Here is a 25,903-nt window from a genome sequence, read left to right on the forward strand (position 1 = left end):
TCGGCAGATAATATAGCCTGCCAGGCTACCGATTATCCCCTAGGTCCAGAACTTTCTGGGGGCGTGTGTACCACCAGGCCCAGGCCACCAGCACGCCCTGCAGCGGCAGGCGCGCCCACAGCATCCATTGCGGCAGGCCCAGGCCGCCGCCGGGCAGGCGGGCCATGTAAATGTTGGCCGGAAACACCGCCACCAGCAGCGCCACCAGCCCCCAGGCCGCCGACCGCCTGGTGGCCCGCGGCAGCAGCAGCAAACCCAACCCAATTTCGGCCGCGCCGCTGATGGCCACCAGCGCCTCCGGGGCGGGCAGCTGCGGCGGCACGATGCGCTCGAAAGGCCGGGGTTTGGCAAAATGGAAGATGCCCGCAGTAACAAACAGGGCCGATAAGCCCAGCAGGCCCAGGCGCTGGAGGCGGGAGGTAGGAGGTAGGCTCATGGAAGTTGCGGAAAAACCAGCTCGGCCGGTGTGGCAGAAACCCTGTTGCTTACGCACGTTTTTAGTTTTTTGATAGTTTTATTAGCCTGGAACTACCGCCAAACAGCCGTATTTTTACCGAATGTTATTTGCTACCGAACCCCTCGCACCTTCGCTCGATTCGGCGCGCCGCGTACTGAAGCAGTACTACGGCTACGACTCGTTCCGGCCCATGCAGCAGGACATCATCAAGTCCATCTTGGGTGGGCGCGATACCGTTGTGCTCATGCCCACGGGCGGGGGCAAATCGGTGTGCTTTCAGGTGCCGGCCATGGTGCAGGAGGGCGTGTGCGTGGTGGTGTCGCCGCTGATTGCCCTGATGAAAGACCAGGTGGAGGCCCTGAAAGCCAACGGTATTACGGCCGCCTGCATCAACAGCAGCATTGGGCAAGCCGAGCAGAACAGCATCGGCAAAGCCTGCCACGCCGGCGCACTTAAGCTGCTGTACGTATCGCCCGAAAAGCTGCTGTCGGAAGGCTTTTTGTCGTTTCTGAAGCGCATTCGGGTAAGCATGTTTGCCATCGACGAAGCGCACTGCATTTCGTCGTGGGGCCACGACTTCCGGCCCGAGTACACCCAGCTGCGGGTGCTGCGCGAGCAGTTTCCCGATACGCCCATCATTGCCCTTACGGCCACGGCCGACCGCCTCACGCAGCGCGACATTCAGCAGCAACTGCGCCTGAACGACCCGCAGGTGTTCCTTTCGTCGTTCGATAGGCCCAACCTGTCGCTGAACGTGCGCCCGGGCCAGGACCGCGTAAACGGCATCATCAACTACGTGAAGCAGCGGCCCACCGAGCCGGGCATCGTGTATTGCCTCTCGCGCAAGCAGTGCGAAACCCTGGCCGGTAAGCTGAAGGAGAAAGGCTTCCGGGCGGGTTTCTACCACGCCGGCATGACGGACCGTTCGCGCTCCGAGGTGCAGGAGCAGTTCCTGCGCGACGACCTGCAGATTATTTGCGCCACGGTGGCCTTCGGCATGGGCATCGACAAGAGCAACGTGCGCTGGGTTATTCACTACAACCTGCCCAAAAACATCGAGGGCTACTACCAGGAAATCGGCCGGGCCGGCCGCGACGGTGCCCCCGCCGAGGCCGTGCTGTTCTACAGCTACGCCGACGTGGCCCAGCTGCGCGACATGATTACCAAGGACGCCGACCCGCGCCTGGCCCAGCTGAACACCACCAAGCTCGAGCGCATGCAGCAGTTTGCCGAGGCCGCCTCGTGCCGCCGCCGCATTTTGCTGGCGTACTTCGGCGAAGTGCTCGACAAAGACTGCGGCAACTGCGACATCTGCCGCAACCCGCCCGTTACCTTCGATGGTACCGAGCTGGCCCAGAAAGCCCTTTCGGCCGTGGCGCGCACCCGCGAGCAAGCCCCGCTCACGCTTATTGCCGACGTGCTCCTGGGCCGCCGCAACCAAGCGGTTATCAGCCGCGGCTACGACCAGATCAAGACCTTCGGGGCCGGCGCCAACCTTTCGTTTTTGGACTGGCAGAGTTACCTGCACCAGCTCCTCAACGACGGGCTGCTGTACATTGCCTACGAGCAAGGCTACGCCCTGAAGCTCACCGACCTGGGTTGGCAGGTGCTGAAGGGCGAGCGGAAGCAGCAGCTCAAGCAGTTTCAGCTGGCCGAAAAAGCGGAAAAAGCCCCCAAGGGCCGCGCCGCCAAAGCCGCGGCCGCCGGACCGCGCCTCGTGTCGGTTACCGACGACCTGTTCGACCGCCTGCGCCAGCTGCGCAAGCGCATTGCCGATCAGCAGGGCGTGCCGCCGTATGTGGTGTTTTCGGATACCACGCTGCAGGAAATGGCCATTGAGCGGCCGCGCACGCGCACGGCCATGTTGGCCATTTCGGGCGTGGGCATGAAGAAGTTCGAAACCTACGGCGAGCAGTTCATCCAGCTCATCAACGAACAGGCCGGTGCCCCCTCGCCCGACGACCTCCCCGACCTAGGCGACGAAGAAGTGCCCGCTGCCAAAAAGCGCCCCGCACCGGGCAGCACCTTTCTCGATTCGTGGAAGCTGCACCGCCAGGGCCTCAGCGTGGAGCAAGTTGCAGAGCAGCGGGGCCTCTCGCCCAGCACCGTGAAGTCGCACCTCGAAACGCTGTACGAAAAAGGCTACCAGCTGCGCACCGAGGAGTTCCTGACCATGGACGACTTCGCCCAAATCAAAATGGCCGTGCAGGAACTGGGGCCGGAGCTGCGCCTGCGCGACTTGTTCGACCACCTACGCGAGCGGTACGACTACTTCCAGCTGCGCATCGCCCTGATTTACGACAAGCGCATGCGCGGCGAGCTACCCTCGCAACCCGCCGAAGCCTAGGTGCCAGCTTAAGTTAGCGGAAGCGGCAGCTGCGGCTTTGGGTTACGGCAACGGCTGGAAAGCTTAAATAATTTGGTTGCATCACACCGAGGCCCCGCCAACCCTAGGTTGGCGGGGCCTCGGCCTGTTTCCCTAGGTCGTCGGGTTGCCCTTGGAGGTAGGGAGCAGAACAGTATGCTCAGGCTTCACTTTCAGGTAGCTATTCTGAAGCGAGCGACCGGGGCTGTCCGCAGCAGGCCCAGCAGCAAACAAGCGCGTTTAGATACCGTTGAGCCCCGGCAAGCCGAGCAACTCCGCGGCACGACGCGCTACGGTTTGCACACTCGCTACATCGGGCCCGGTGATGGTCAGATGGCCCATTTTGCGACCTAGGCGCGCCTCCGATTTGCCGTACAGGTTCAGGTGCGTGCCCGGCAGGCGCAGCACGGCTTGCCAATCCGGCTCACGCCGCTCGCCGTTGCTATCAAACCACACGTCACCTAGCAAGTTGAGCATGATGGCCGGGGAATGCTGACGCGGCCTGGGCAAGGGCAAGCCCGCCATGGCCCGAACCTGCAGGTCGAACTGCGACACGTCGCAGGCATCCAGGGTGTAGTGGCCGCTGTTGTGCGGGCGCGGGGCCATTTCGTTGACCACCAGGCCGCCGTGCGCGCTGCCGTCGTCCACCACGAAAAACTCGACGCACAGCACCCCCACGTAACCGAGGTGCTGCGCAATGGCCACTGACGCTTCGCGGGCCCGCTCGGCCAGGGCGTCGGGCAAAGCACCCTCGTAGGCGTGGGTCACGGCCAAAATGCCCGCCACGTGAACGTTGCGCTGCGGCGCGAAGCTGACGACCTGCCCGTCCCAGCCGCGTGCCACCAGCACCGAGCACTCGGCCCTGAGCGGCAGCATTTTTTCCAGCACGCAGGCCACGCTACCCAGCTCCGCCCAGGCGGCCGCCAACTCGGCGGCGGTGCTTACGCGCACCTGACCCTTGCCATCGTAGCCCATGCGGGCGGTTTTCAGGATACCGGGTAGCAGATCCGCCCGCTCATCCTGGACGGCCTGCAGCTGGGCCGGCGTTTCAATCGCGGCGTAGGGCGCGCAGCTTACCCCCGAAATAGCGGCGCAGGCCGCGAAGTGGGCTTTTTCCTCGATGCGGTTTTGGGCAATGCCCACCACCGCCGCGCCCGGTGCCACGGGGCGGGCTTGGGCCAGCGTTTGCAGAGCCTGGGCGGGCACGTTCTCAAACTCGGTGGTAATGGCTTGGCAAAGGTTGGTTAGCTGCGCCAGCCCGGCCGGGTCGTTGTAACCGGTTCGGATGTGGTGGTGGCTCACCAGGCCGGCGGGGCTTTGCGCGTCCGGGTCGAGCACGGCGGTAAGGTAACCCAGGCGTTGGGCGGCGTGCACAAACATGCGGCCCAACTGCCCGCCGCCCATTACCCCCAGGGTAGCCATTCGGCCCTTGGCACCTAGGCTGCCCGGCAAAATCGGGGTCATCGTCGCAACGTCGGCAGTGGCGCTCATAGGGGCAGTTCCATGGCGCGGGCGGCCGCGGTTTGTTCCGTGCGAAACGCCTGCAGCTTGGCCGCCAGGTCTGCGTTGTGCAGGGCCAGCATGCTCACGGCGAACAGGGCGGCGTTGGCGGCCCCGGCGTCGCCGATGGCAAACGTGGCCACCGGCACGCCCTTGGGCATTTGCACGATGCTGTGCAGCGAGTCGACGCCCTGCAGGTGGCGGCTGGCCACCGGTACGCCCAGCACGGGCACGGTGGTTTTGGCGGCCATCATGCCCGGCAAGTGGGCGGCGCCCCCGGCCCCGGCAATGATGGCCCGTAGGCCCCGCGGCCCGGCCTGTTCGGCGTAGGCAAAGAGGTCGTCGGGCATGCGGTGGGCCGACACCACGCGCGCTTCGTGGGCCACGCCAAACTGCGTGAGAATCTGCACGGCGTGCTGCATGGTGCTCCAGTCGCTGCTGGAGCCCATTACCACGCCCACCAGGGGCTTAGGAGCATTAGAAGGAGAAGAAGTACTCATCGAAATTATTTGGGCGTCAGGCTGCGCGAAGTCAAACCGGAGGAAGGCGCAAGCCAAGCATCTCTACCGCTTCGTTGGGGTTAGGCTTAACACAAATGCCTCTTCAGCTACTATTGCGAATTCTAATCCGGTAGAAGCATTTACTACACACTCGATATTGCCTCTGCACTCTCCGAACTCTAAATCGAGAATGACATTTTGAGAACTGAAAGAATCAAACTTCAATTCTTTAATGCCTATGAGTTGAAGTTCAACATCACAATGTTTTGTATGCCTGTGATTGTAGAAACCACTTTCATCTTTCTCCTTCGTTATTTCAAAGGCTGCTATTACAAAAGTGACTGAGTACCGCCCGGTTGGATGAGTTTCAAAAGTCACTTTGGTAATTTCAGAGTCAAGGAAATCCGGCCAATAACCAAAATGCCGGAAAACAACTTCATTGTTTATTATGCGGCGGATGGCTCTTATTTCGCTTTCCATCATATCAGCAGGTTGAACGAAGCAATAACGAAGCGGTAGAGATGCTTCGGCAAGCTCAGCATGACGTTCTTGTTTTACTCAATAACATTTGTTTTCTCAATAGACTCAACGGCCTCTTCGCGCTCCAGCAGAATTTCCGAACCCAGAATTACCATATCCACCCGGCCTTGCAGCGTTTGGTTGATGAAGGGTGTGTTCTGGGACTTGGATTTCATGAACTCTTTCGTGAAGGTCGTTTCTGCTTCGGTATCGAACAAAAGGCAATCGGCTGGTTGGCCCGCTTCGATGGTGGGTACCGGCAGGCCCATCAGGCGGCGCGGCTCGGCGGAGTAGCGCTTCACTACCAAATCCCAACCGAATTTCTCAGGCCGCACGAAGTAGTGGTACAGCGACACCAGGGCCGTTTCGAGGCCGGTAATGCCGTTGGGCGCGCTAATGAAATCCTGGGCTTTCTCGAAGGGCGTGTGCGGGGCGTGGTCGGTGGCAATAATGTCGAATACGCCTTCCTTGAGGCCTTCGAGCAGCGCGTCGCAATCGGCCTGCGTGCGCAGCGGCGGGTTCATCTTGTAGTTCGTGTCGTAGTCGCCGATGTGCTCGTCGGTGAACAACAGGTGGTGCGGGGCCACTTCGGCCGTCACCTTCACGTCGCCGCGCGATTTCCACCAGCGGATGGTTTCCATGCCCATTTTGCTCGATACGTGCTGGATGTGGATGTGCGCGCCCGCCGCCCGGGCCAGCCGGATGTCGCGGTCGATGATGATTTCCTCGGCGCAGGCCGGCGAGCCTTTGATGCCGAGGCGGTAGCTCATTACGCCTTCGTTGAGGGCGCGCGGGCCGGCCAGCTCCGGCACCTCGCAGTGGCTGGCGAAAAACATCCCGAACTCGGTGGCGTACTGCATGGCCCGCAGCAGCACCGCCGGGTCGCCGGTGGTGTCGCCGTCGTCGGTCAGCATTTTCACCCCGTGCAGGCGCATGCCGTCGATTTCGGCCAGCTCCTTGCCTTCGCGGTTTTTGGTGACGCAGCCGGAGGTATACACCGGAATGCGCGCCTTGCGCGCGGCGCTTTCGAGCACGGTGGCCACTACCGCCGCCGAGTCGATGGCCGGGCGGGTGTTGGGCATCATGACCACGCCCGTAACGCCGCCGTTGATGGCCGCCTCGCTGCCCGTGGTAATGGTTTCCTTGTTCTCGAAGCCCGGAGCTCGGAAATGCACGTGGGCATCAAACATGGCCGGCATCAGAATGCGGCCGCGGGCGTCGATAACGCGGGCATTCGCGGGAGGCGCCAGGTTGCTACCAATTTCCTGAATTTTTCCTTCGGCAATCAGGACGTCGGCTTCGCGGAGCTCGGGCGAATGTTCGGAGGCGATGCGGGCGTTTTGCAGGAGCAGCATGGGGTGAATTTCGGTAAACGGAAAATGGGGTGGGAGGAGCAGGCTATCGGAGGCGGACCGAGCAGGGCGACGTGGCGCGGAGTGATGCTCCGCGGGTGGCTGACAGCCGCCATGCGAAACTGCGCAGCCCTGGTTTGGCGCTTTGCGGCGCCACGCGGAGTGCCACTCCGCGCCACGTAGCCGGCTGGCCCTTAGCGAACCAGCGGCGCAAACGACCGTTCGAAGGCCGGCTCCGACTTCGGGGCCTCGCCGCCCGGCGTAAGCCAGTCGAGCACGGCCATGCGCACGGCAATGCCGTTCTCCACCTGGTTGTTGATCAGGCAACGCTCGTAGTCCATCACGGCGTCGCACAGCTCCACGCCGCGGTTCACGGGGCCGGGGTGCATCAGGTACAGTCCGCGCTGGCGGATTTCCTCCAGGCGGGTGTTGGTGATGCCGTAGAGGCGGTGGTACTCGCGCAGGCTGGGGAAAAACTGCACGTCCTGGCGCTCCATCTGCACCCGGAGCAGGTACACCACATCGGGCGCCCAGGCCATGGCTGCCTGGTAATCGGTGAAGCGGCGGATGGTGGCCGGGCCGTAGGTGGGCACCAACGAGCCCGGCCCTAGGTAGGCGACTTCGATGCCCAGCTTTTGCAGCAGGGTGCTGGTGGAGCGCGCCACGCGGGAGTGTAAAATATCCCCAATAATCAGGACCTTTTTGCCCCTAGGATCGGGAAATTTCTCCTTAATAGTAAAGGCATCGAGCAGGGCCTGGGTGGGGTGCTCGTGCGCCCCGTCGCCGGCGTTAATGACCGATGCTTTGGTTTGGCGCGCAATCATGCCGGGCAGGCCCGAGCGGCTGTGGCGCACCACGATGTAATCGGTGCGCATGGCCTGGAGCGTTTCCACCGTTTCGCGAACCGACTCGCCCTTGGTAACGGAGGAATGCGCCACGTTGAAGTTCGTGACCTCGGCCGAAAGGCGCTTGGCTGCCACTTCGAAGGAAGTGTGCGTGCGGGTGCTGGGCTCGTAGAACAGCATAAGCACCGACTTGCCCTCGAGGGCGGGCACCTTTTTCACCGAGCAGGTGAATACTTCCTTAAAGGACGTGGATTGATCGAGCAGGAATTCGATTTCCTCCCGGTGCAGGGATGCGATGTCGAGCAGGTCTTTACGTGCCATACCGAAGTTGAGGAAGTTTCGTGTAGCTAAAACGCACAAATGAGGTCGTATCGGCCGCTATCCAGAACGAGGCAACCGGCTGCAGAGCAGCTACGGCCGAACCCTCTGGGCATAAAAAAACCGTTTCGGAATCCGAAACGGTGGCGGGGCAAAACCCAGAAAAAACAACGGAAATGCCGGAGGCGAAATCGGGAAAACCGATGGCGGCGCAGACCTTTCGGTCCATTCGCGGTGCCTGGTCGAGCAGGGCCCCGCGCTTCAGCAACTGATGTTTTGGATGAAGCACGACGCAAAACTAAGGCATTGTTCCGACCCGTAACATTTCCGTAATGTTATCTTTTTGTTCCGCTCGTCGTTGTTGCCCGCCCGGGCTGGCGGCTCTTAAAAGGCATCGATGACCTAGGGCAAACCGCAACCCCGCTTGCCAAGCAGCGGCGACCTAGGGCGTATTGCTTGCCACTGCACGTTGGGGCAGCGGTTGCAAGCACTAAACCGTAACTACGCTTGCACAACGCCGGCTGCCTACCGGACGCGTTTTTTGTTTTTTCGCATTTCGCAACACTGGCGCTTAGCAAATTGCTACTTTGTGGCATCAAGCAATTGCGGTTCGTCATGCCTAGGTTTTCGCCCGTTTTCCGCGCCCTGCAGGTACTGGCTGGCCTTGTCGTGCTGCTGTTTGCGGGCCGTATGCTGGTGCTCACGGTGCCATACCTGGGGCTGGAGCCGGGCATTGGGTTCCTGACTACGAAATCGGCCGAAACCAACGGCAACCTGCTTTTTCGGATTGGTTTTTACGTGCACATCACCACCAGCCTGGTAGCCCTGCTGGTCGGTTTGCCGCAGTTTTTCCCGCGCCTGATGCGGCATCGGCGGGCACTGCACCGCCGGTTAGGCACCGTGTACGTGATTATCATTCTGGCCCTGGCGGCGCCCTCGGGGCTGATTTTGGCCCAGTATGCCAACGGCGGCCTGGTAGCCAAAGCTGGCTTTACCATGCAGTGCGTGGTGTGGTGGCTGGCCACGTGGCAGGCCTACCGGCTGGCGCGCCGCCGCCAGTGGCAGCCGCACACCGCTTGGATGGTGCGCGCCTTTGCCGTAACCCTGGCCGCCATGAGCCTGCGCCTCGAAAGCTACTTCATGTACTACTTTTTGGGGACCAAGCCCCTGGAAACCTACCTCACCGTAACGTGGCTCTCCTGGACGGGCAATTTGCTGGTGGCCGAAGTGCTGGTGCAAGCCGGCGTGGCCCAGCGGCTGTTGCGCGATTTTGCTGCACCCAAACCTTCTCTCAAAGCTCAGCCCGCCGTACCCGCATGAAAAAGTATGTGTACCTCCTGGCCGTGGTCGGCCTGTGCCTGGGTGCCTGCCAGCGCCAGCCCGAAGCCAGCCGCCCCGTGGCCGCTGCCCAGCGTGCGCAGCCGGCGCCGGCTGCGGAGGCGGTAGCCACGAGCAACAAAATGGCCGCCCCGGCGTCGGCTGTTGCCCAAGCTGTGGCCCCGCTCACGCCCGAAATGCAGGATTTTCTGCGCAAGTACGACCTGACGAAGGTGTGGTGCACGGCCACCCCCGAGGGCCCCGCGACGTACCCCAACAACGGCTTTTTCGGCGCTGAGCGCTACCGCATCGAGATGGTGTTTCTGGAGATGCACCGCGATGAGCAGCGGCCGGGGCTGATGCGCGTACGCGGCAAAAGCCGATACAAAAAAATTATTACGCCTTTTGAGGGTACGCTTACCATCAGCGAAATCCGCGACCTCAGGGCCGACCCCGAAATCCTCATCAGCGAAAGCAACCCGGCGTACTCGGTGGTGGGGCAATTTGAGCTGCGCGAAGACCCCACAACCAAAGGAGCGGGCGTGTACCGCGGCAACTTCGGGCTCGATTTTCAGCTCGACGGCGACGAGGGCCTGTTGCTGGTTGACGCGGGCCAGGACCTAGCGGCGCGCAACGCGGGCACGCTGTTCGAGGGCGAGTGGGTGAGCAACAAAACCGGCAACCGCAAGCCCATTTTGTGGGGGCAGGATTTCACGGCCATCGGCAACGAAATTCTGGAAGAGTTTAGCGTAGGCATGCGCGAGGTGCAGATCAACCCCAAATACGTGAAGCTCGGCTGGGATACCTACTGGGAAAACGACGAGTGGTGGGTGGAGGCCGCAAGCCCGACGGCCAGGCTGTAGCTTTGCCACCCAAAACCAGCTAAGTAAAAAATGTATATACCAAGGGCCGCGGTGGCGGCCGCCGGCGCCCTGCTGCTGGGCGTGCTTACGTGCCACGCGCAGTCTGGCACCCGGCCCAGGCCAAGCGCGGCCCCCGCAATGCAGGCAGAGCAGCAAAGCGGCAGCACCGCCCATGACTCGGATGGCTGGGGCGACCCGGAAACGGACAGCTGGGTAAGGACTATGCAAACCTACCGGCGCCCCCAGTTGCCAGTGGCGAAGGCCATTGAAACCTGGAAGCTGCCAAACCTGCAAGCATTTTTGGCCCGGCACAAGCAACTGCCGGGGTTGCTGCCCACAGCCGAAGACGACGCGGATGCTGTGATGAATGGCTTTGGCGATGCTGAAAACACCCGCTACGAGGTGATTTTTACCAAAGTACAACCGGTAGATGGCCAGCCGGGTACATGGCAGGTACAGGGCAAATCGCGCTACAAATCCGAAATCAAAACCTTCCGGGGCACCGTCCGCTGGACGCAACTGTGGGGGTTCAAACCCCAGGATCCGGCTGAAGTAGGACATTTTTCCGACCAGATTGGGGTGCAGGTACCGCTGCCTTGGCACGGCCTTACCGGCACGTTCAGCCTGAAAGAAGATGGACCTAACGCAGGGCAGATTGCCGGAACGGTTGCCGCCAACTTCACCATCAGCAACCCTGGCTTCCCGCTGTTTATCACGCGGTTTGGGCAAGCCCAGGCCAAGGGAGCCGGCACGCTCTTCGAAGGCCAGTGGGTGGGGCCGGCGGGCACCCCGCGGCGGGGCGTAAGGTGGGGCCTGCATTTTCTGGATCATGCCGCCACCATAAGCACTGACTTTGAGCGCCGCTTTGGCGGCTACAATATCAGCCCCGAGTACAAGAGCCGCGGTTGGGGCACTTACTACGAAAAAGCACCTTGGTGGTAAATAGCACCCGCCATGCGGAAGCAAACCGGCGAAGTGCAAAAACAGAAAAACTTTTGGCTAATTGAATTAGTAAAAGCAATTCCCTGTTGCTACCTTCACGAGCCGGCAAGCCACTGAGGGCGAATCTTGTTAGCCGGCCACCCCGCCCCATGATTAACACCAACCTGAAATTTTGGCGCCGCGAACTGGGACTCACCCAAGCGCAGCTTGCTGATAAACTAGGCATCAAACGCTCCCTGATCGGAGCCTACGAAGAAGGCCGAGCCGAGCCCAAGCTCACCACGCTGGTGAAGATGGCCCGCTTGTTCGGTATTTCGCTTGATGCCCTGGTAACCACCGATTTCTCGAAGAAGCGCCAGGCCGCGGCCGTGATGCGCCAGCTGCAGAACGTGCCCGCCCTGGGTGCCACCGGTACCGATGGCGCCGATGTAGCAACCGTAGCCGAAAAAGCCAAAGGCGACAACCTGCGCGTACTGGCATTTACGGTTGACCAGGACCAGAACGAAAACATCGAGCTGGTGCCCCTGAAGGCCTCGGCCGGCTACCTGAATGGCTACGCCGATCAGGAGTTTATCGAGGAGCTGCCCAAGTTCCGGCTGCCCATGCTGGGCCAGAACGGCACGTTCCGCGCCTTCGAAATTTCGGGCGACTCGATGCTGCCCATCGCCTCGGGTACCGTAATCGTGGGCCGCTACGTAGCCGACTGGAACGAGGTGAAAGACGGCACGCCTTGCGTGGTAGTAAGCAAAAAAGAAGGCATCGTTTTCAAGCGCGTGTACAACCGCCTGAAGGAAGCCGCTTCGCTGACGCTGCACTCCGACAACCCCGTTTACTCGCCCTACGAGATTGACGTGGAGGACGTACTTGAAATCTGGGAAGCCAAAAGCTACATCAGCAGCACTTTCCCGATTGCCGACCTCTCGCTCAACCGCCTGGCCAGCATCGTGCTCGACCTGCAAAAGCAGGTAACCACCATGAAGAAAGCCTGACCGCGGATTTAGACGGATTCGCCGGATTTCGCGGATTTTTTGGACGATAAACTACAAAGCAGCCCGGCCGTTTGGTCGGGCTGCTTTCGTTTTCAGCCCAAGCCTAGGTCGCTGAAGTGCCGCGGCGGCTTGGCAGACTGCTCCCTAGGCCGGCCACAGCGCTGGCAACAGCGTTTGCCGCTTTGGCTGTACTGTACTGATCTGGCACCCTGGCATGTCTGGCGCGAGTCTGGGCCCGCAGGGCGCGACTCGTGCCCAAACATGGAGGGGAGTCTCCAGACTCCCGGGCGTTGAACGGCCCATAGTAACCTAGGAAACAGCTTGCTGGCGTCAACTCCTTGGCTTCTGAGCCATCACCGGCACCTAGGCGGCATCGTTCACGGCACGGGAGTCTGGAGACTCCCCTCCATGCTGCAACACGAGTCGCGCCCTGCGTGCTAAGACTCGCGCCAGACATGCGCAGCCGTGTATGACGGTTTCAAAATCCGCGGAATCCGAAAAATCCGCTTGAATCCGTGGTCTAACTTTAGCCGGCCGAGCCGCGTATGCGGGGCAGCTTATATTGCATCCTAACCACACAGGACATCCAAGCCCGACCACGACCATGCTCACTTACATTCCGGCTACCGAACGTTACCACGCCCAGCCCGTTGCCTGGCTCAGCAGCTTCCACCTGTTCAGCTTTGCCGAGTACTACGACCCCAAGAACATGCACTTTGGGCCGTTGCGCGTGTTCAACGACGACACGGTAGCCCCGAACGCGGGCTTTCCGCAGCACCCGCACCACGAAATGGAAATCGTGAGCATTGTGCTGGAGGGCGAAATCACGCACGAGGACACGATGGGCAACAAAACGACCATCAAGGCCGGCGAGGTGCAGCGCATGACGGCCGGCACCGGCCTGGCCCACTCCGAGTACAACCGCACCGACAAGCCGCTGCGCTTTTACCAGTTGTGGTTTATCCCGAACATGAAGGGCCTTTCGCCGAGCTACGAGCAGAAGGACATTGATTTTCTGGACTCGAAAAACGAGCTGATTCCGCTGGTGTCGGGCCAAAAAGTGCTCGAAGACGTGGTGTACATCAACTCCAACAGCACGATTTACTGGAGCAACCTGCGCGCCGAAAAAGAAATCGAATTCAAGACGTTCCCCATCCGCAACACCTTTCTTTACCTGAAGGAGGGCAGCCTGTTCGTGAACGGCACCGAAATGGGCCCCGGCGACCAGGTACGCGCCACCGACGAGCACGTTATTCACATCCGGGCCGAGCGCGACGCGCAGTTCATCCTCATCGACCTGCCCGCGGCCGAAGCCAATTATTAAGGAAGATCCGACCTAGGATTTTTACTGTTCAACGAAAAGCCGGCCCTAGGTCGGCTTTTTGCTTTGGCGGCAATCGGCACCCAAGCACTGCCATTGCATAATATACTTACCAGATAGTTGGGGTTAATGCCTGATTGATTAAGGGTTTATCGGGCCGGAATTACGTGTGGTGCCGCGCAACAGCCGCATGCGCACGTGAGTACCAAGTAGCATTTGCCTGCCCTGGGCACTTGCTAACAACACCAGCCGATGCTGACGATAAACCACCTGGCTAAATGGCTCGCGGTGCTGCTTTTGGGAGCCCACCTGCTGGCCTGCTCCGACAAAAAGCCTGCTCCCACGGGGCCACCGCTGCCTTCGGGCGCGGCGTTGCCAGTTCGGCTGGCCAGCCAAACCCAGCAGAAACCCGTGCGCGTGCAAATACCGCACTACCCCTTGCGCAACGAGAAAGACCTTGACCGATTAATCCAGCAAATTGGTAATGCGCGGGTGGTGCTGCTGGGCGAGGCCTCGCACGGCACCCACGAGTACTACACCTGGCGCGCGGCCCTGAGCAAGCGCCTGATTCAGGAGAAAGGCTTCGACTTTATTGCCGCGGAAGGGGAGTGGGCCGACTCCTACCGCGTCAACAACTTTGTGAAAGGGCCTAGGCGCGACAGCGCCGCGGCGGTGCAGGTGCTGCGGCACTTCAACCGGTGGCCCACCTGGATGTGGGGCAACTACGAAGTGGCCTCGCTGGTAACCTGGCTCAACCAGCAAAACCAGCAACGCCCCGCCGCCGACCGCACCGGCTTCTACGGCCTCGATGTGTATTGCCTGTGGGAAGCACTGGCCGACCTGCAGCCGCACTTGCAACGCGCCAACCCCGAGCTGTTGCAGGCCGCCCAAAAAGCCCATAAATGCTTTCAGCCCTTTGGCCGCGATGCGCACGAGTACGCCATGGCCGTAGCCCGCGCCGACAAAACCTGCTACTCCGAAACCAACCGCCTCTGGAAAGGCATGGAGCGGCTGACAGGCGGTGCCGTGCCAAAGGATGAAAGTTTGTTTGTAGCCCAGCAAAACGCCCTGGTGGCCTACAACGGCGAGCGGTACTACCAAGCCATGACGCGCAGCAACTCCGAGTCGTGGAACATTCGCGATAGGCACATGATGGAAACCCTGCGCCGCTTGCTCGAGCTACACGGCCCCGCAAGCAAAGCCATTGTGTGGGAGCACAACACGCACGTGGGCGACGCCCGCTACACCGACATGGCCAGCAGCGCCGAGGTGAACGTGGGGCAACTCGCACGCCAACAGCTTGGGCGCGAAAACGTGTTCATCGTGGGGTTCGGCTCGTACCAGGGCTCGGTAATTGCCGCCGATGCCTGGGGCGACCCGCTTAAGCAAATGCTGGTGCCCGAGGCCCAGACAGGCAGCTGGGAGCAGCTGCTTCACGCCGCTGGCCCGACGGATAAACTGCTGCTTTCAAAAGACCTGCGCGACATCAGCTTTTTCAAAAAGCGCCTAGGTCACCGAGCCATCGGGGTGGTATACAGCCCGCGCCTGGAGCGATTTGGCAACTACGTGCCATCCATAATTCCGCAGCGCTACGATGCCTTTATCTACCTGGACAAAACCACTGCGCTGCACCCAATCAATACACCGGTAAAAGGCAACGAGCCACCCGATTTATACCCATCGGGGACCTAGGTTTGCCTGCTTAGTAAAGTATAGCTCCCAATTCCGAAGCAAAATAGCGCCGCCCAACAAGCTGTTGGGCGTCGCTATTTTGCTTTCGTGCTTAAATGGCCTGGAATTACATCGTGTACTTCCGGCCTTTGTTCTGCTGCTTCAGGTAGGTCATCAGCGGCTCGAAATAGGCTACCATGGCGCGGGCCGAGAGGTCTTCGCCGGTTTTCTCGCGCAGGAGTTGGCGCCAGTCGGCCGAGGCGCCGGGGTACATGATGTCGTGCAGGAATTTGCCTACTTCCTTGTTGCCGTAGTAGTTGGTGGCGTGCGGGTCCTGCTTCAGGATGTTGCGCGAAATGTGGTCGTGCAGCTGGAACAGGATGACGTAGCTAAGGGCGTAGTCGTAGTACTGCGCCGGGTCGTCGTTGATGTGGGTTTTGGTGGCGGGGTCGAGGAAGTTCTCGCCGCGCGTGCTGGGCGGCACAATGCCCTGGTATTGCTTGGCCAGCTCCCACCAGCGGGCATTCAGCTGATCCTGCGACAAGTTATCGGCATAGAAGCTGTTTTCCCACTCGCTCATCACGCCCGAAGCAAACGGAATGAACACCACGTAGTTGAGTGCTTCCTTGAGCAGCGTCTGCGTTTCGTTGGTCTGGGTTTTGGCATCAACCAGGCCTAGGCCAGCCAGGAAGGGCTTTTGCGTAGCGGCCAAGCCCATCAGGGAGCCCATGGCCTCGTGGTAGCCGCGGTTGGCGCCGCCGCGCAGCAGCACCGGCACATCGGGGTTGGTGTAGGTGAGGTAGTAATAAATGTGGCCGAGCTCGTGGTGCGTGGTTTCGTACCACTCGGTGTTGGGCTCCACGCTCATCAGGCTGCGCACGTCCTGGTTTAGGTCCATGTGCCAGGCCGAGGCGTGGTTGTTTTTCTTGTAGTTGGCGCCGGCTGGCAGCGGGAAGAGGCTGCTTTTGTCGTAGAAGCTTTTGGGCAGAGCCGGGAAGCCCAAGCTCTGGTAGAAGCGCTCGGCCTGCTGCACCTGCCACTCGGCACCTTTCTTTTGCAGGGTGGCGTCGAGGTTCAGGCCTTTCACGTCCACCATAGCGCTCCAATCCTGGCCCCAGCGGTTGGGCAGCCAGTGGGCGGGCAGGTAGTCGGGCACCTGTTTCTGGCCGTATTTTTTGGCCAGCTCGTAGCGAGCGTAGGTGTGCAGCTCGCGGTAAAGGGGGCGCAGCTCCTGGTTGATTTTGCGCACCAGCTGCATCATTTCCTCCCGCGTCATGCCGTAATCGGATGCCTGGTAGGTGAAGTAGTCGGGGTAACCTAGGGCCTGCACCACTTGGTTGCGCAGGGTGCGCAGGTTCAGCAGGCCTTCCTTCAGGGTGGGGCCCACGGCTTTAGAGGCTTCCCAGGCCGCAAGGCGGCGCTGCGGGTTTTTCTCGTCGCGCAGTACGCGGTCGAGGTCGTTGGTGGTTACGGGTTTGCCGTTGTACTTGTACTCGAAGCCGTACAGCTTCTCGGTTTGCTGGGTTTCGGCCTTGATGCGGCGCTTCACCACCTCGGATACGGTTTGCGGCGAGCCAGCGGCGTTGTAAAGGGCGGTTTGCAGCTGCTTTACCTGAATGGGCGTCAGCTCGGCTTTGTGCTCCAGCAGCTCGCGGAGGCGGTTGATATTTTCGACCGAGCCGGTGAAAGCAGCAAGAGCTTCGTTGGCGCGGGCTGTGGCCGCGGCGTTGGTGGTGTCGCCGGCCACAATGCGCGTGTTGGAACGCCACTCAGCCTCGGCCGACTGCGTGTAAAGCTGCTGGTACTTGGCCGAGTAGGCTTGCAAAAACTGATCGGCTTGCTCGCGCCAGTTTACCGGCGCCGGGGCCGCGGCGGCAGGCGCCGTTTCGGTGGTCGTGGTGGCCGCTGGGGCCGAAGCTTTCTGCGCGCAGCCTGCCAGAAGCGTAGCTGCGAACAACGGGAGGAGGTGCTTTTTCATGATGGGAGAGCGTGGGGATGGCAGCCGGGTTGGAGCTGGCTGAGGTGCGTGGGCAAAATAACCATCTGCTGCGGAATCCATTGTAGCGCAGCCTGGAAAGCCCGCGCTACACCGCTAGGATTGGGCTTCGGCAACTTCTTCCAGCTGACAGCACTGCTTGAACTTCTTACCCGACCCGCAGGGGCAAGGGTCGTTTCGACCTAGGCGCTTAGGGGCTTTCTTCAGCAGGCGGCGCGGATCGAAGCGGGCGAAACGCAGGCCGGGGTCCTGGCGGAAGGTGCGCGTGAGCAGTTGGTACAGCTCGGGGTGGTGGCTTTCCAGCTGCTCGGGCTTCTCGAAGAAGTACTCCAGCACCACGGCAAAGAACTCGGCCGGCGAAGTGCCGGCGTAGTCGCCGATGCTTGATTTGCCCGCCTGAATTTGCTCCATCTCGGCCTGCATCAGCTGTTTCCACTGCGGTACCAGCTCACGGGGCAGCATCAGCAGCGGTACGCCGTCGATTTGGCCATCGGCTTCGTCGAGCAGGTGCGCAAACTCGTGAATGCCCACGTTCTGTTTGTCCTTGGCATCGCGGAAGCCCTGCTCCAGCGCGGCTTTGGAAAGGCGCATGTAGTGGTCGGTCTGGAAGTTTTGCACCGAGCCCAGCAGCGTGCCTTCCAGCGGCGCTACTTCCTTGTCTTTGTCGGCGGGCAGCTGCCAGGCATCCGGAAACACCAGCACTTCGCCCAGGTTGTCGTACTCCCAACCGCCCCGGAAGCCGAAAATGGGAATAACGGCCGAAGCAGCCACCAGTAGCCGCGTGGCATCGTCGATGCGGGTTTTGATGCCCGTAATGCGCGTTTGCGCCAGAAACAGCTGTACTTGTTTTTCGAAGCGCAGCTTCTCAGTGTCGGTAAGGGCCACGTAAAAGGCTACGCGCTCGGCCAGCATTTCGCGCCAGGCCTCGGGGAAAGGTTTCGCCAAAGCGCGTGCCCGCTCGCGCGTGCCGCTCGTTACGTACCGGTAAATCAGGAAGAAAATGCCAGCCAACAGGGCCAGGCCAATCAGGTAAGTCATGTTGCGCTACAACGCGCCCGCCCTAGGTTGGTTGCAACGGCCGCGGCCGGTGGAGCAGCGGGCCAGTGCCCGCCGCCCCACCGGCCGCGTTGCGGGCGCCCGGGGCCCTAGGTGCCTGGGGTCTATTTCTTCTGAAGAGCCATTACCCAGGCCCGGATTTGCTCCTGCGCCGCCGGCGAAAACACCGGCCGCCGCTCGCCCGACACGATGGGCCACTCGGCGGCATCGGCCTGAAAGCCGTGGTTTACGCCGGGCAGCTTTTTTACCGTTACGGCGTGGTTGCCGCGCAGGCCTTTGCTGAGGGCAGCCAGGTTGGTTTCGGCGTCCACGCTCACGTCGGCGGTGCCGTTGAGCAGCAGCACCGGGCACTTTACGGCCACCAGCAGCGGGGCCGGGTCGAAACCGAGCAGGAAACGGTAGCGCGGCGAGGTAAGCTCGGCGGCGGCGGCCTGCGCGGCGGCCGGTTCCAGGGCCGTATTGCTCTGGCGCAGCATGTTCACCACCATGAGCTGGGCCTGCTGGTTGTCGGGCGTTTGCCGAATCACGTCGAGCATGAGCTGCTGGCGCTGCACCATGGCCGCCACCTGCGCCGCCTCCAGCCCGATGGACTGCAGCACGCGTTTTTGCTGGGCCACGGCCATTTCCTGGCCGGGCAGGCCGGCGGCAGCCAGCGCCACCACAAACGTGGGCCCGAGGGCGCGCGCCGCCGATAGCAGCGCCACGTTGCCGCCCTCGCCGTGGCCCAGCACCCCGAGGCGCGCAAAATCAACCTCGCGGCGGGTGCGCATGTAGTTCAGGGCGGCCTCCACATCGGCCACGCGCTCGGCCAGGGTGGGGTTGGGGCGGCCCTCCGAGCTGCCCACGCCGCGGGCATCGCAGCGCAGCACGGCAATGCCGCGGCGGGTAAGGTAGTCGGCCAGCGCGCCCATGGGGCGGTACTCGCCCAGGGTGGCGTCGCGGTCGAGGGGGCCGGCGTCGCTCACCAGCACCACCGCCGGAAACGGCCCGGGACCGGGCGGTACCGTGAGCATGCCCCCGAGGCGCACGGCCGCGGCGGCGTTGGCAAAGGCCACTTCCTCTTCGCGGTAGGGCGGCGTGAGGCGCACTTTGCCGCCGGGCGCGGTGGCCGGCGGGGCGTAGCGCAGCGTCATGGGCACCTCGTAGCCGGGCTGGTGCCACTGGCCGATCAGTTGCTGGCCATCGGGGCTGAGGCGGCCGGTAAAGCGCGAGGCGGCTTCTTCGGCAAAAAACACCACCGTGTCGCTGCGCACATCCACGTGCACGGCCATGTGGCTAACTTTCTGCAGGGGCACATCGAGGGTGGCAAAGTACTGGCCGCCAGTTAGCTTCACCAACCGAAAAATCACTTCGAGCTGGCCGCCGGGCACTTTCAGGGGGCCTTTCCAGAGGCCGTCGAGGGTGCGGGCCGGAGCGGGGGTATCGGCGCAGGGGCGGGCGGCGCGGCCCGGGCCGGCGAGCAGCAGCAAGCCGCTCAGCAATAAGCAGATAACGCGTAGTTTCATGAAAACGATAAAAACGGACAGGCGCTGCCAGGCGCCGCCCAATACATAAAGCCGGAAACGAGGGGCGCGGCGGGCGCGCCAGGCCAGGGCCGCGGCGCCCGCCCTAGGTGGCGGGGCGCCGCGGCCCAGTGGGCACCTAGGGTATCGAGAGCAGGTAGCCGATGGTGAAGTTGGCGTCCCAATCGAACACGAACTCCTGGCAGCCGGTGGCCTGCTGCAGCGCCTGGTAAATGTTGAGGCCGGCCAGGTTTTTGGCGCCCGTCAGCTGCGGGTACTCGGTGGCGGCGCGCAGCACGGTGTAGCGCTCCTGGCCCTGGCGCGCGGCCTTGGCCAGCTCGTAGGGCACTCCGCCGATGATAAAGCAGGTGCCGCGCTGGCTTGCCGGTACTTTGCTGGCTTGCTCGCGCACGCCGGCGGCTACGGCGGCGTCGGGGGTGTTTTTCTGGTAGTACTTGGCCCCGTAAGTGTCTTCGCTCACGGGGCGCAAACCCTGCAGCCACGAAATTTTGGTGTTGCCCGAGCCCAGGTCGACGACGAAGGCGCGGCCGGTGTAGCTGGAGGGCAGCACGGCGTGCAGGCCGTACACGCCCTCTTGCTCGGGCGTAACGGTGGTGGCCACGTAGCCCAAGGCCTTGAGGCTTTGTACGATGCGCTTGGTGACGTCGGCCATCAGCGCCCCGGAGCTCACCACGAAGTGAATGTCCTGGCCGCGCACGCCGTAGTCGAGCATCTGGCCGATGTAGCTTTTGAGGCCGCGGCGCACGTCGTCTTCGGTGGCCATATTTTCGAGCACGAGGCTGTTGCCGAACTCCGAGCGTTCCAGCTTCCAGTTTTTGTCGGCATCCACGCGCACCACAAACGAGTTGAAGCCGCTCGAACCCAGCTCCACCACGCCCTTGAGCTTGCCGTTGCGCGGCGCTACGGGTTGGTAGGCAAAGCGGGCCGGGGCAGGCTTGGCGGGCTCGGGGGCCACTGCGGGGGCCGGAGCCGGAGCGGGCGCCACCGAAGCCACGGCCTCGGTGGGCTGGGGAGCGGGGGCGGGCGCGGCAGGCTTGGCCGCGGCCGTAGCAGCGCCGGCGGCGGGCGTAATGGTGCCGTCGAGGCTTACCTGGTCGCCCTCGCGCAGGGCCACGCTTTTGCCGTCGGCCAGGGTGGCGGTGCGCGTCTGGTAATCGAGGCGGGTGCCGTTGAGCAGCGTTACGCTTTTGCTGACGGGCTTGTTTTTGCCTTCGGAGTGCAGCACCAGCACGTTGTTGCGCAGCTCAAACCAGGCAGTGTAGCCGCCACCCGGCGCGGCCGGGGTTTGGGCATAGCTGTGGGTACCTAGGCCAATGACTAGCAGCCAGGTAAACAGATGGGTAAGTAAACGTTTATGCATCGGTGTGTGGTAAGATTAGAGCACCGCAATGTATACCGGAATTGTCGAGCTTGCTGCATTTTTCGTTGATTGTAATAGATTGATAAGCCTGATGGTCACATTTCGCCTATAAAGCGCATCATTGGCGGCGGTGCCAGCTCCGCCGCTCGCCAGCTTCCCTGGCAGTTTGCGCGCAGTAATACCAGCCTTAAAAAGCCGCCGCGGGGCTCCCGGGAGAACAGTTCTCCCAGGAGCCCCGCGGCGGCCTGGCTACGAGGGTACGCTTAGCGTACCTCCGTCACGCGTACTTTCTGGCCTTTGATGCGGGCGCCGGCCATGCTTTGCTGCACGGCTTTGCCGGCTTCGCGCGGCACGGTAATGTAGCTGTAGTGGTCGAATATCTCGATTCGGCCTACGTCTTCGCGCTGCAGGCCGGCCACGTTCACCAAGGCGCCAACCAGGTCGTGGGCCGAAACCTTCTCCTTGCGGCCGGCCGAAACGTGCAGCGTAACGGTAGTAGGCCGGATGGTTTTCTCAGCGGGCGGCAGCGCGGGCGCGTGCAGCGGCTGCCAGCGCACGGCTTTCGGTAGTTGCCACCGTTGCACCTGTTGCTGCTCGGCTGGGGTGGCCAGCACGTAGGCGGTACCCGCCGCGCCGGCGCGGGCGGTGCGGCCGGCCCGGTGCTGAAAGGTGTCGGCTTTGTCGGGCACCTCAAACTGCACAACCGTGTCGAGGTCCTGCACGTCGATGCCGCGGGCAGCCACGTCGGTAGCCACCAGGGCCAGGGCCGAGCCGTTGCGCAGTTTCAGCAGGGCTTTGTCGCGCTCGGGCTGGGGCATTTTGCCGTGCAGGGCTTCGGCGGCCACGCCACGGCTGCTCAGGAAGCGGGCTAGCTCCTCGCAGCGTTGGCGCGTGTTGCAGAAGATGAGCGTGCGGCCGGTTTCGGGCTTTTGGAGCAAATGAAACAGCGCAGCCGGCTTTTTCTCGGCCGGACCAAACTGGCCCAGCAAGGTCAGCGACTCGGGCAGCGACTCGCCCTCGGCGCCGGCCTGCACGTGGCGCGGGCGGGTGAGGTTGCGGCGCACCAGCTCCAGCACTTTTTCGGGCATGGTGGCCGAAAACAGCAAGGTTTGCCGGCGGCGCGGCAGGCGCTGCACAATGTTGGCCAGGGCCTCCTGAAACTTCAGCTCCAGCAGCTTATCGGTTTCGTCGATAACGAGGATCTGCAGCTTGTTGGGGATGAAGGTGCGGCGGTCGAGGTGGTCGAACAGGCGGCCGGGCGTGGCTACCAGCACGTGCGGCGCCTGGCGCAGGCTCTTGGTTTCTTCCTGAAAACCGTGGCCGCCGTAAAAAGCGGCCACGCGCAAGCCCGGCAGGTACTTGCCCAGGCGCTTGAGCTCGTCGCGGCCCTGCAGGGCCAGCTCGCGGGCGGGCACCAGCACAATGGCCTGTACGGCATCGAGCTGCAAATCAAGCTTCTGTAGCAGCGGCAGGCCGTAGGCCGCCGTTTTGCCCGAGCCCGTAGGTGCCTGCCCGGCAATGTCCTGGCCAGCCAGCACCAGCGGCACCACCTGCTGCTGAATAGCGGTGGGCTGGGTGTAGCCCAGCTCCTGCAGAGCACGCTGCAGGGGCTCGGCCAGGCCTAGGTTGTCAAAGTCGGGGGCGGCGGGGGCAGGCGTAATCGGAGCGTCGGACATCGGCTGAAATTCAAAAGCAGGCCACGAAGGTACGAAACGTTAGTGCTGCTGGCGGAACAGGCTTTAATACCGGGCTGGCCGGGAAACTAGGCCGCCTCGGGCTCCGCAATGTTTACCAGGCGGTAGCGAACGCCCGAGGGCTTGGGCCGCAGCGGGTGGCCGGTGTACTGGGCGTATACTTTGGTGAAACTGGCGCCGAAGTAAAAAATCATGGCCGAGTAGAACACGAACAGCAACAGCAGCACCACCGACGAGGCCGGCCCGTAGATGGGCCCTAGGTTGCGCGGGCGCAGCAGCAAGTGCAGCACCTGCTCGCCCATTTCGAACAGCACCCCCGTAAGCAAAGCGCCGCGCCACAGCGCCGGCCAGGGCACGTAGGCGTGGCTGAGGTTGCGGAACACCAGCCCAAACCACGCCGCCAGGATCAGCAACGAAATAAGGTTGTTTAGCCCCTGCAACAGCATCAGCAACAGGCTTTGCCCTAGGCCGGCCACCATTTCGCCGAACAAGTGCAGGCCCGAGTCGGCCATTACGGCCACTACCGACAGAAGGGCAGTACCAACCAGAGCACCGCCCGAGCGGCTCCGCTCGCGCAGTACCCTGCCCAGACGGCCTTTTTGCGGCCGCGGCCTCACCTGCCATAAGTCGTTGAGCGAGTTTTGGATAACTACGAATAAGGTAGTAGCCACGAACATCAGGAATACAAAGCCGAGGGTGGTCACGATCAGGTTGCGCTCGATGTTGACCATGTTGGTAACGATTTGCGCCAGCAACTCGGCGCCGGTCGTGCCCACCAGGTCGGCAATTTTGGCCAGCAGCAGCGCGCGTATTTGCGAGGCCGGGTACAAGGCCCCGAGCACGCTGATAAATAATATCAGGATGGGAGGCAGCGCAAACGTGGTGAAAAAAGCCGTTGCGGCGCCCAACCGCAGCGGGTCGTGGGCCGAAAGCTCGCGGCCGGCGCGGCGCAGCAAAACGAGTACATCGGGCCAACGTTGGTGAAGCCGGCCGGTGGGGCGTATTTTTGTCATAAATAATCAGCCGCGCAGCAACCCTGGCCGGCCACGGCGCGAAAGTTGTTAGAACGCGGCGGCGGGGTTGGCTGTTACCTGCCAACTCATCCTAGGTACTCGCGCTGCTTTTCTGCCCGGCATGTCATCAGTTGTTACGCCCACCCGTCCAGGTTTTTTTCGTCGTCGTGTAATCGAGCCGTTGCTCAGCCAGCTGCGGCAAGGGCTTTCGCCCACGCAACTGGCCCTTACCATTGCCCTGGGTACGGCCTTTGGCTTGGTGCCGCTGCTTGGGGTTACCAGCGTGCTGGGTACGGCGGTAGCCGTGTGGCTGCGCCTGAACGTGGGCGCCATGCTGCTGATCAGCCACTTGCTAAGCCCGGTGCAATTGCTGCTGTTGCTGCCTTTGCTACGGCAGGGCGCCAGCTTACTAGGCGGGCCCAGCAGCTCGCAGATAACGCTGGCCCGGGTGCAATACCTGCTCAGCCACGACTGGGCCGCAGCGTTTCAGCTTTTCTGGCGCGCCGAGCTCGGGGCGCTGATTTTGTGGCTGCTTGGGTCGATACCGGTGGCGCTGGCCCTCTACGCGGGCTTGCTGCCGGTGCTGCGGCGCGTGGCACGCCGCCAAGCTGCTGCTCAGGTTGCGCAATAGCCCCAAACGTGTATTCAACAAAAAGCCCCGCAGCCTTTTGGCGCGGGGCTTTTTGTTGGGTTAGCTCCCGGGCAATGCTTTCGGCCCGGGCACCTAGGGCTTAGGCCAGGGTGCGCTCGTAGAGGGGTTCCTGCTGGTTGAAGTACTGCGTGAGCGGCTCGTTGGGGTCGGGGCTCAGGCGGGCAACGTCCATGGTGTTCTGGTTGGGCAAGTGGGCCTGCAAAATCGGGCCGAGCTCCTGCAGAAAATCCATGTCTTCGCCGTCGACTTTAAAGGCCAGCAGCATGCGGCTGGGGGCTTCTTCGCCCTCGATGAGTACGTCGGAGAGGTAAACGGTTTCGATGTGGGGGTGCTGGGCGCAGAAATCCTGCAGCGCGGCTTTCAGCTCGGCGGGGTGCTCGGCCATGGGCACCAGCTGGGCCTGCGGGCCTTGCTGCTCCTCGGCGGGCGGCGCAAAGATGCGGCCGCTCAGCAGGTCTTCGATTTCGGGCAGCACCAGCAGCTTGCCGTAGGGCGAGAAAGGGTTGAGCACGCACTCGGCGCCCTGCGTCATGTGCAGGAAACCCTCGCCACGCACCCGAATAAACGCCACTTGCTCGGGCGTAGCGCCGCCTTCGTAAATGCGCTCCTCCGACGAGAACATCGGAATGCGGCCGTCGTGCAGCACTTGCAGCTGAATTTCGGTGCCTTCCTCAACCGTCATTTCGCCGGGCTGGCCGCCCTCGGGCACGGCCGTGAGCACCAGCACTTCGGCGTTCAGCAGCTCGTGGTAAAAGGCAAGGCGGTACTGCGGGTCCTGCGAGGCCATCAGCAACGCATTCTCCAGGTTATTCTGCGGATCGAAAGGCGGCATGGGCGGCATTTCGGGCATCGGCGGCATCTCCGGAACCGAGGAGAAAGCCGGAGCGGCCGGCTGCATTTCGGCGGCCGATTTGGCGGCAAAAGCCGGGCGCTGGTAGCGCGGGCCGCCAGCGGTTTTGGTATCCTCCGGCTCGGAAGAAGTGGTAGCGGGCGAGGCAGCAGGTTGCGCCGGCGCCGGCGTGGCGGCGGCTTCGTCGGCGGGCTTTTTCTTTAGGAAGTCAAACAGACCCATAATTCGGTATGCGGATGAAGATGCAAACTAATGAGGTTTGGCCGAACAACCAGCTGCCGAGCCGCTAATCGGCCGAAAAGCTGGGTGCGGCGGGCCTAGGTGGTTCAGCCCTAACGGGATAGGCAGGGGGGCTACTGGCCGTCGGAGCCCTGGCAACGGTCGAGCAGTTCGCTTACTTCCCGGATGGTATACTTTTCGCCCTGGTTGCCCCACGCCGATTGCACGTAGTTCAGCAGGTTGGTAATCTGCGAATCGGTGAGGTCTTCGTGGCCAGGCATCACCTGGTTGTAGTGCACGCCATTCACCACGATGGGCCCTTGCTGCCCGCGCCGGATAAGGCAAGGCAACTCGGCGCGGTACTTGGTGAGGTAATCGGCGCCGGCTACGGGCGGAATGAGGCGGCGCAGGCCCTGGCCCTGGTCGCCGTGGCAGCTGGCGCAGTGGTTGGCGTACAGCTTCTGGCCCTCGTTCTGGCGGTCGGTGAAGCAGCTGGGCAAAGCCAATGCAACGGCTAGCAGCAACACTGCCGAGCGCCGAAAAGCAGACATGGGGCGAGTAGCCATCGGGGTAGGAGTGGG

Annotated in this window: 23 protein-coding genes; 8 read left to right on the plus strand and 15 right to left on the minus strand. The window is 62.4% G+C overall.

Annotated features, from left to right (window positions below; all coding sequences use genetic code 11):
* Positions 1–25: 25 nt before the first annotated feature.
* Positions 26–436 carry a DoxX family protein gene (locus OIS50_RS03490; protein WP_264692939.1) on the minus strand — a complete coding sequence of 137 codons (411 nt, stop codon included), beginning with the start codon at positions 434–436 and terminating at the stop codon, positions 26–28.
* A 121-nt stretch (positions 437–557) separates the two neighbouring features.
* On the opposite strand from OIS50_RS03490, the gene recQ reads away from it, so the two are divergent.
* Positions 558–2,804 (plus strand): DNA helicase RecQ, encoded by a 2,247-nt coding sequence (gene recQ, locus OIS50_RS03495; RefSeq protein ID WP_264692940.1) that lies wholly within the window; start codon positions 558–560, stop codon positions 2,802–2,804.
* 258 nt (positions 2,805–3,062) lie between these two features.
* On the opposite strand, the gene OIS50_RS03500 is transcribed toward recQ, so the two are convergent.
* From OIS50_RS03500 to OIS50_RS03525, 6 genes are all read right to left on the minus strand, one after another.
* A complete protein-coding gene (locus tag OIS50_RS03500; RefSeq protein ID WP_264692941.1) occupies positions 3,063–4,313 on the minus strand; it encodes a 5-(carboxyamino)imidazole ribonucleotide synthase in 1,251 nt (416 codons plus the stop codon).
* Positions 4,310–4,822 carry a 5-(carboxyamino)imidazole ribonucleotide mutase gene (purE, locus tag OIS50_RS03505; protein WP_264692942.1) on the minus strand — a complete coding sequence of 171 codons (513 nt, stop codon included), beginning with the start codon at positions 4,820–4,822 and terminating at the stop codon, positions 4,310–4,312. The genes OIS50_RS03500 and purE overlap by 4 nt, the downstream gene beginning before the upstream one ends.
* A 63-nt stretch (positions 4,823–4,885) precedes the next feature.
* The gene (locus tag OIS50_RS03510; RefSeq protein WP_264692943.1) at positions 4,886–5,305 is read right to left on the minus strand and encodes an immunity 50 family protein; all 420 of its coding nucleotides are present in this window, start codon (positions 5,303–5,305) and stop codon (positions 4,886–4,888) included.
* 71 nt (positions 5,306–5,376) lie between these two features.
* Positions 5,377–6,696 carry a dihydroorotase gene (locus OIS50_RS03515; protein WP_264692944.1) on the minus strand — a complete coding sequence of 440 codons (1,320 nt, stop codon included), beginning with the start codon at positions 6,694–6,696 and terminating at the stop codon, positions 5,377–5,379.
* Between the two features lie 191 nt (positions 6,697–6,887).
* Positions 6,888–7,859 (minus strand): aspartate carbamoyltransferase catalytic subunit, encoded by a 972-nt coding sequence (locus OIS50_RS03520; protein WP_264692945.1) that lies wholly within the window; start codon positions 7,857–7,859, stop codon positions 6,888–6,890.
* Entirely contained in the window at positions 7,849–8,145 is a 297-nt protein-coding gene (locus tag OIS50_RS03525; protein WP_264692947.1) for a hypothetical protein, read from the minus strand. Before OIS50_RS03525 ends, OIS50_RS03520 begins: the two co-directional genes overlap by 11 nt.
* A 326-nt stretch (positions 8,146–8,471) precedes the next feature.
* On the opposite strand from OIS50_RS03525, the gene OIS50_RS03530 reads away from it, so the two are divergent.
* From OIS50_RS03530 to OIS50_RS03555, 6 genes are all read left to right on the plus strand, one after another.
* Entirely contained in the window at positions 8,472–9,176 is a 705-nt protein-coding gene (locus OIS50_RS03530; RefSeq protein WP_264692948.1) for a DUF2306 domain-containing protein, read from the plus strand.
* Entirely contained in the window at positions 9,173–10,036 is an 864-nt protein-coding gene (locus OIS50_RS03535; protein ID WP_264692949.1) for a hypothetical protein, read from the plus strand. The genes OIS50_RS03530 and OIS50_RS03535 overlap by 4 nt, the downstream gene beginning before the upstream one ends.
* A gap of 30 nt (positions 10,037–10,066) precedes the next feature.
* The gene (locus OIS50_RS03540; RefSeq protein ID WP_264692950.1) at positions 10,067–10,978 is read left to right on the plus strand and encodes a hypothetical protein; all 912 of its coding nucleotides are present in this window, start codon (positions 10,067–10,069) and stop codon (positions 10,976–10,978) included.
* A 149-nt stretch (positions 10,979–11,127) separates the two neighbouring features.
* A complete protein-coding gene (locus OIS50_RS03545) occupies positions 11,128–11,967 on the plus strand; it encodes a helix-turn-helix domain-containing protein (RefSeq protein WP_264692951.1) in 840 nt (279 codons plus the stop codon).
* A gap of 604 nt (positions 11,968–12,571) precedes the next feature.
* The gene (locus tag OIS50_RS03550; RefSeq protein ID WP_264692952.1) at positions 12,572–13,291 is read left to right on the plus strand and encodes a pirin family protein; all 720 of its coding nucleotides are present in this window, start codon (positions 12,572–12,574) and stop codon (positions 13,289–13,291) included.
* 249 nt (positions 13,292–13,540) lie between these two features.
* Positions 13,541–14,980 (plus strand): erythromycin esterase family protein, encoded by a 1,440-nt coding sequence (locus OIS50_RS03555; protein ID WP_264692953.1) that lies wholly within the window; start codon positions 13,541–13,543, stop codon positions 14,978–14,980.
* A gap of 106 nt (positions 14,981–15,086) precedes the next feature.
* On the opposite strand, the gene OIS50_RS03560 is transcribed toward OIS50_RS03555, so the two are convergent.
* The 6 genes from OIS50_RS03560 to OIS50_RS03585 all read right to left on the minus strand — a co-directional run bounded on the left by OIS50_RS03560 (position 15,087) and on the right by OIS50_RS03585 (position 23,601).
* Positions 15,087–16,937 carry a M2 family metallopeptidase gene (locus tag OIS50_RS03560; protein WP_264692954.1) on the minus strand — a complete coding sequence of 617 codons (1,851 nt, stop codon included), beginning with the start codon at positions 16,935–16,937 and terminating at the stop codon, positions 15,087–15,089.
* Between the two features lie 114 nt (positions 16,938–17,051).
* Positions 17,052–17,993: a zinc-dependent peptidase gene (locus tag OIS50_RS03565; protein WP_264692955.1), complete on the minus strand. Its 942-nt coding sequence runs from the start codon at positions 17,991–17,993 to the stop codon at positions 17,052–17,054.
* A 122-nt stretch (positions 17,994–18,115) separates the two neighbouring features.
* Positions 18,116–19,516, minus strand: a complete 1,401-nt coding sequence (locus OIS50_RS03570) for an alpha/beta hydrolase family protein (protein WP_264692956.1) — start codon at positions 19,514–19,516, stop codon at positions 18,116–18,118.
* Between the two features lie 136 nt (positions 19,517–19,652).
* Positions 19,653–20,894, minus strand: coding sequence for a DUF6799 domain-containing protein (locus OIS50_RS03575; protein ID WP_264692957.1), 1,242 nt, complete (start codon positions 20,892–20,894; stop codon positions 19,653–19,655).
* Between the two features lie 263 nt (positions 20,895–21,157).
* A complete protein-coding gene (locus OIS50_RS03580; protein ID WP_264692958.1) occupies positions 21,158–22,570 on the minus strand; it encodes a DEAD/DEAH box helicase in 1,413 nt (470 codons plus the stop codon).
* 86 nt (positions 22,571–22,656) lie between these two features.
* Positions 22,657–23,601: a YihY/virulence factor BrkB family protein gene (locus OIS50_RS03585; RefSeq protein WP_264692959.1), complete on the minus strand. Its 945-nt coding sequence runs from the start codon at positions 23,599–23,601 to the stop codon at positions 22,657–22,659.
* Between the two features lie 121 nt (positions 23,602–23,722).
* Between OIS50_RS03585 and OIS50_RS03590 the strand changes: the two genes are divergently transcribed.
* Positions 23,723–24,232 carry a DUF2062 domain-containing protein gene (locus OIS50_RS03590; protein WP_264692960.1) on the plus strand — a complete coding sequence of 170 codons (510 nt, stop codon included), beginning with the start codon at positions 23,723–23,725 and terminating at the stop codon, positions 24,230–24,232.
* A gap of 100 nt (positions 24,233–24,332) precedes the next feature.
* Here the strand turns inward: OIS50_RS03590 and OIS50_RS03595 are convergent, their stop codons facing one another.
* Both OIS50_RS03595 and OIS50_RS03600 read right to left on the minus strand, forming a co-directional pair.
* On the minus strand, positions 24,333–25,325 hold the full coding sequence (locus tag OIS50_RS03595; protein ID WP_264692961.1) for an enhanced serine sensitivity protein SseB C-terminal domain-containing protein: 993 nt from the start codon (positions 25,323–25,325) through the stop codon (positions 24,333–24,335).
* Positions 25,326–25,456: 131 nt separating this feature from the next.
* Positions 25,457–25,888 carry a c-type cytochrome gene (locus OIS50_RS03600; RefSeq protein WP_264692962.1) on the minus strand — a complete coding sequence of 144 codons (432 nt, stop codon included), beginning with the start codon at positions 25,886–25,888 and terminating at the stop codon, positions 25,457–25,459.
* Between the last annotated feature and the right edge of the window lie 15 nt (positions 25,889–25,903).

The sequence above is a fragment of the Hymenobacter sp. YIM 151858-1 genome (genome assembly GCF_025979705.1).
Lineage (GTDB): Bacteria > Bacteroidota > Bacteroidia > Cytophagales > Hymenobacteraceae > Solirubrum.

Excerpts from the sequence above, each read along its gene's own strand:
- OIS50_RS03490 (WP_264692939.1), bottom strand. The coding sequence starts at position 436 with ATGAGCCTACCTCCTACCTCCCGCCTCCAGCGCCTGGGCCTGCTGGGC.
- recQ (WP_264692940.1), top strand. The coding sequence starts at position 558 with ATGTTATTTGCTACCGAACCCCTCGCACCTTCGCTCGATTCGGCGCGC.
- OIS50_RS03500 (WP_264692941.1), bottom strand. The coding sequence starts at position 4,313 with ATGAGCGCCACTGCCGACGTTGCGACGATGACCCCGATTTTGCCGGGC.
- purE (WP_264692942.1), bottom strand. The coding sequence starts at position 4,822 with ATGAGTACTTCTTCTCCTTCTAATGCTCCTAAGCCCCTGGTGGGCGTG.
- OIS50_RS03510 (WP_264692943.1), bottom strand. The coding sequence starts at position 5,305 with ATGATGGAAAGCGAAATAAGAGCCATCCGCCGCATAATAAACAATGAA.
- OIS50_RS03515 (WP_264692944.1), bottom strand. The coding sequence starts at position 6,696 with ATGCTGCTCCTGCAAAACGCCCGCATCGCCTCCGAACATTCGCCCGAG.
- OIS50_RS03520 (WP_264692945.1), bottom strand. The coding sequence starts at position 7,859 with ATGGCACGTAAAGACCTGCTCGACATCGCATCCCTGCACCGGGAGGAA.
- OIS50_RS03530 (WP_264692948.1), top strand. The coding sequence starts at position 8,472 with ATGCCTAGGTTTTCGCCCGTTTTCCGCGCCCTGCAGGTACTGGCTGGC.
- OIS50_RS03535 (WP_264692949.1), top strand. The coding sequence starts at position 9,173 with ATGAAAAAGTATGTGTACCTCCTGGCCGTGGTCGGCCTGTGCCTGGGT.
- OIS50_RS03540 (WP_264692950.1), top strand. The coding sequence starts at position 10,067 with ATGTATATACCAAGGGCCGCGGTGGCGGCCGCCGGCGCCCTGCTGCTG.
- OIS50_RS03545 (WP_264692951.1), top strand. The coding sequence starts at position 11,128 with ATGATTAACACCAACCTGAAATTTTGGCGCCGCGAACTGGGACTCACC.
- OIS50_RS03550 (WP_264692952.1), top strand. The coding sequence starts at position 12,572 with ATGCTCACTTACATTCCGGCTACCGAACGTTACCACGCCCAGCCCGTT.
- OIS50_RS03555 (WP_264692953.1), top strand. The coding sequence starts at position 13,541 with ATGCTGACGATAAACCACCTGGCTAAATGGCTCGCGGTGCTGCTTTTG.
- OIS50_RS03560 (WP_264692954.1), bottom strand. The coding sequence starts at position 16,937 with ATGAAAAAGCACCTCCTCCCGTTGTTCGCAGCTACGCTTCTGGCAGGC.
- OIS50_RS03565 (WP_264692955.1), bottom strand. The coding sequence starts at position 17,993 with ATGACTTACCTGATTGGCCTGGCCCTGTTGGCTGGCATTTTCTTCCTG.
- OIS50_RS03570 (WP_264692956.1), bottom strand. The coding sequence starts at position 19,516 with ATGAAACTACGCGTTATCTGCTTATTGCTGAGCGGCTTGCTGCTGCTC.
- OIS50_RS03575 (WP_264692957.1), bottom strand. The coding sequence starts at position 20,894 with ATGCATAAACGTTTACTTACCCATCTGTTTACCTGGCTGCTAGTCATT.
- OIS50_RS03580 (WP_264692958.1), bottom strand. The coding sequence starts at position 22,570 with ATGTCCGACGCTCCGATTACGCCTGCCCCCGCCGCCCCCGACTTTGAC.
- OIS50_RS03585 (WP_264692959.1), bottom strand. The coding sequence starts at position 23,601 with ATGACAAAAATACGCCCCACCGGCCGGCTTCACCAACGTTGGCCCGAT.
- OIS50_RS03590 (WP_264692960.1), top strand. The coding sequence starts at position 23,723 with ATGTCATCAGTTGTTACGCCCACCCGTCCAGGTTTTTTTCGTCGTCGT.
- OIS50_RS03595 (WP_264692961.1), bottom strand. The coding sequence starts at position 25,325 with ATGGGTCTGTTTGACTTCCTAAAGAAAAAGCCCGCCGACGAAGCCGCC.
- OIS50_RS03600 (WP_264692962.1), bottom strand. The coding sequence starts at position 25,888 with ATGGCTACTCGCCCCATGTCTGCTTTTCGGCGCTCGGCAGTGTTGCTG.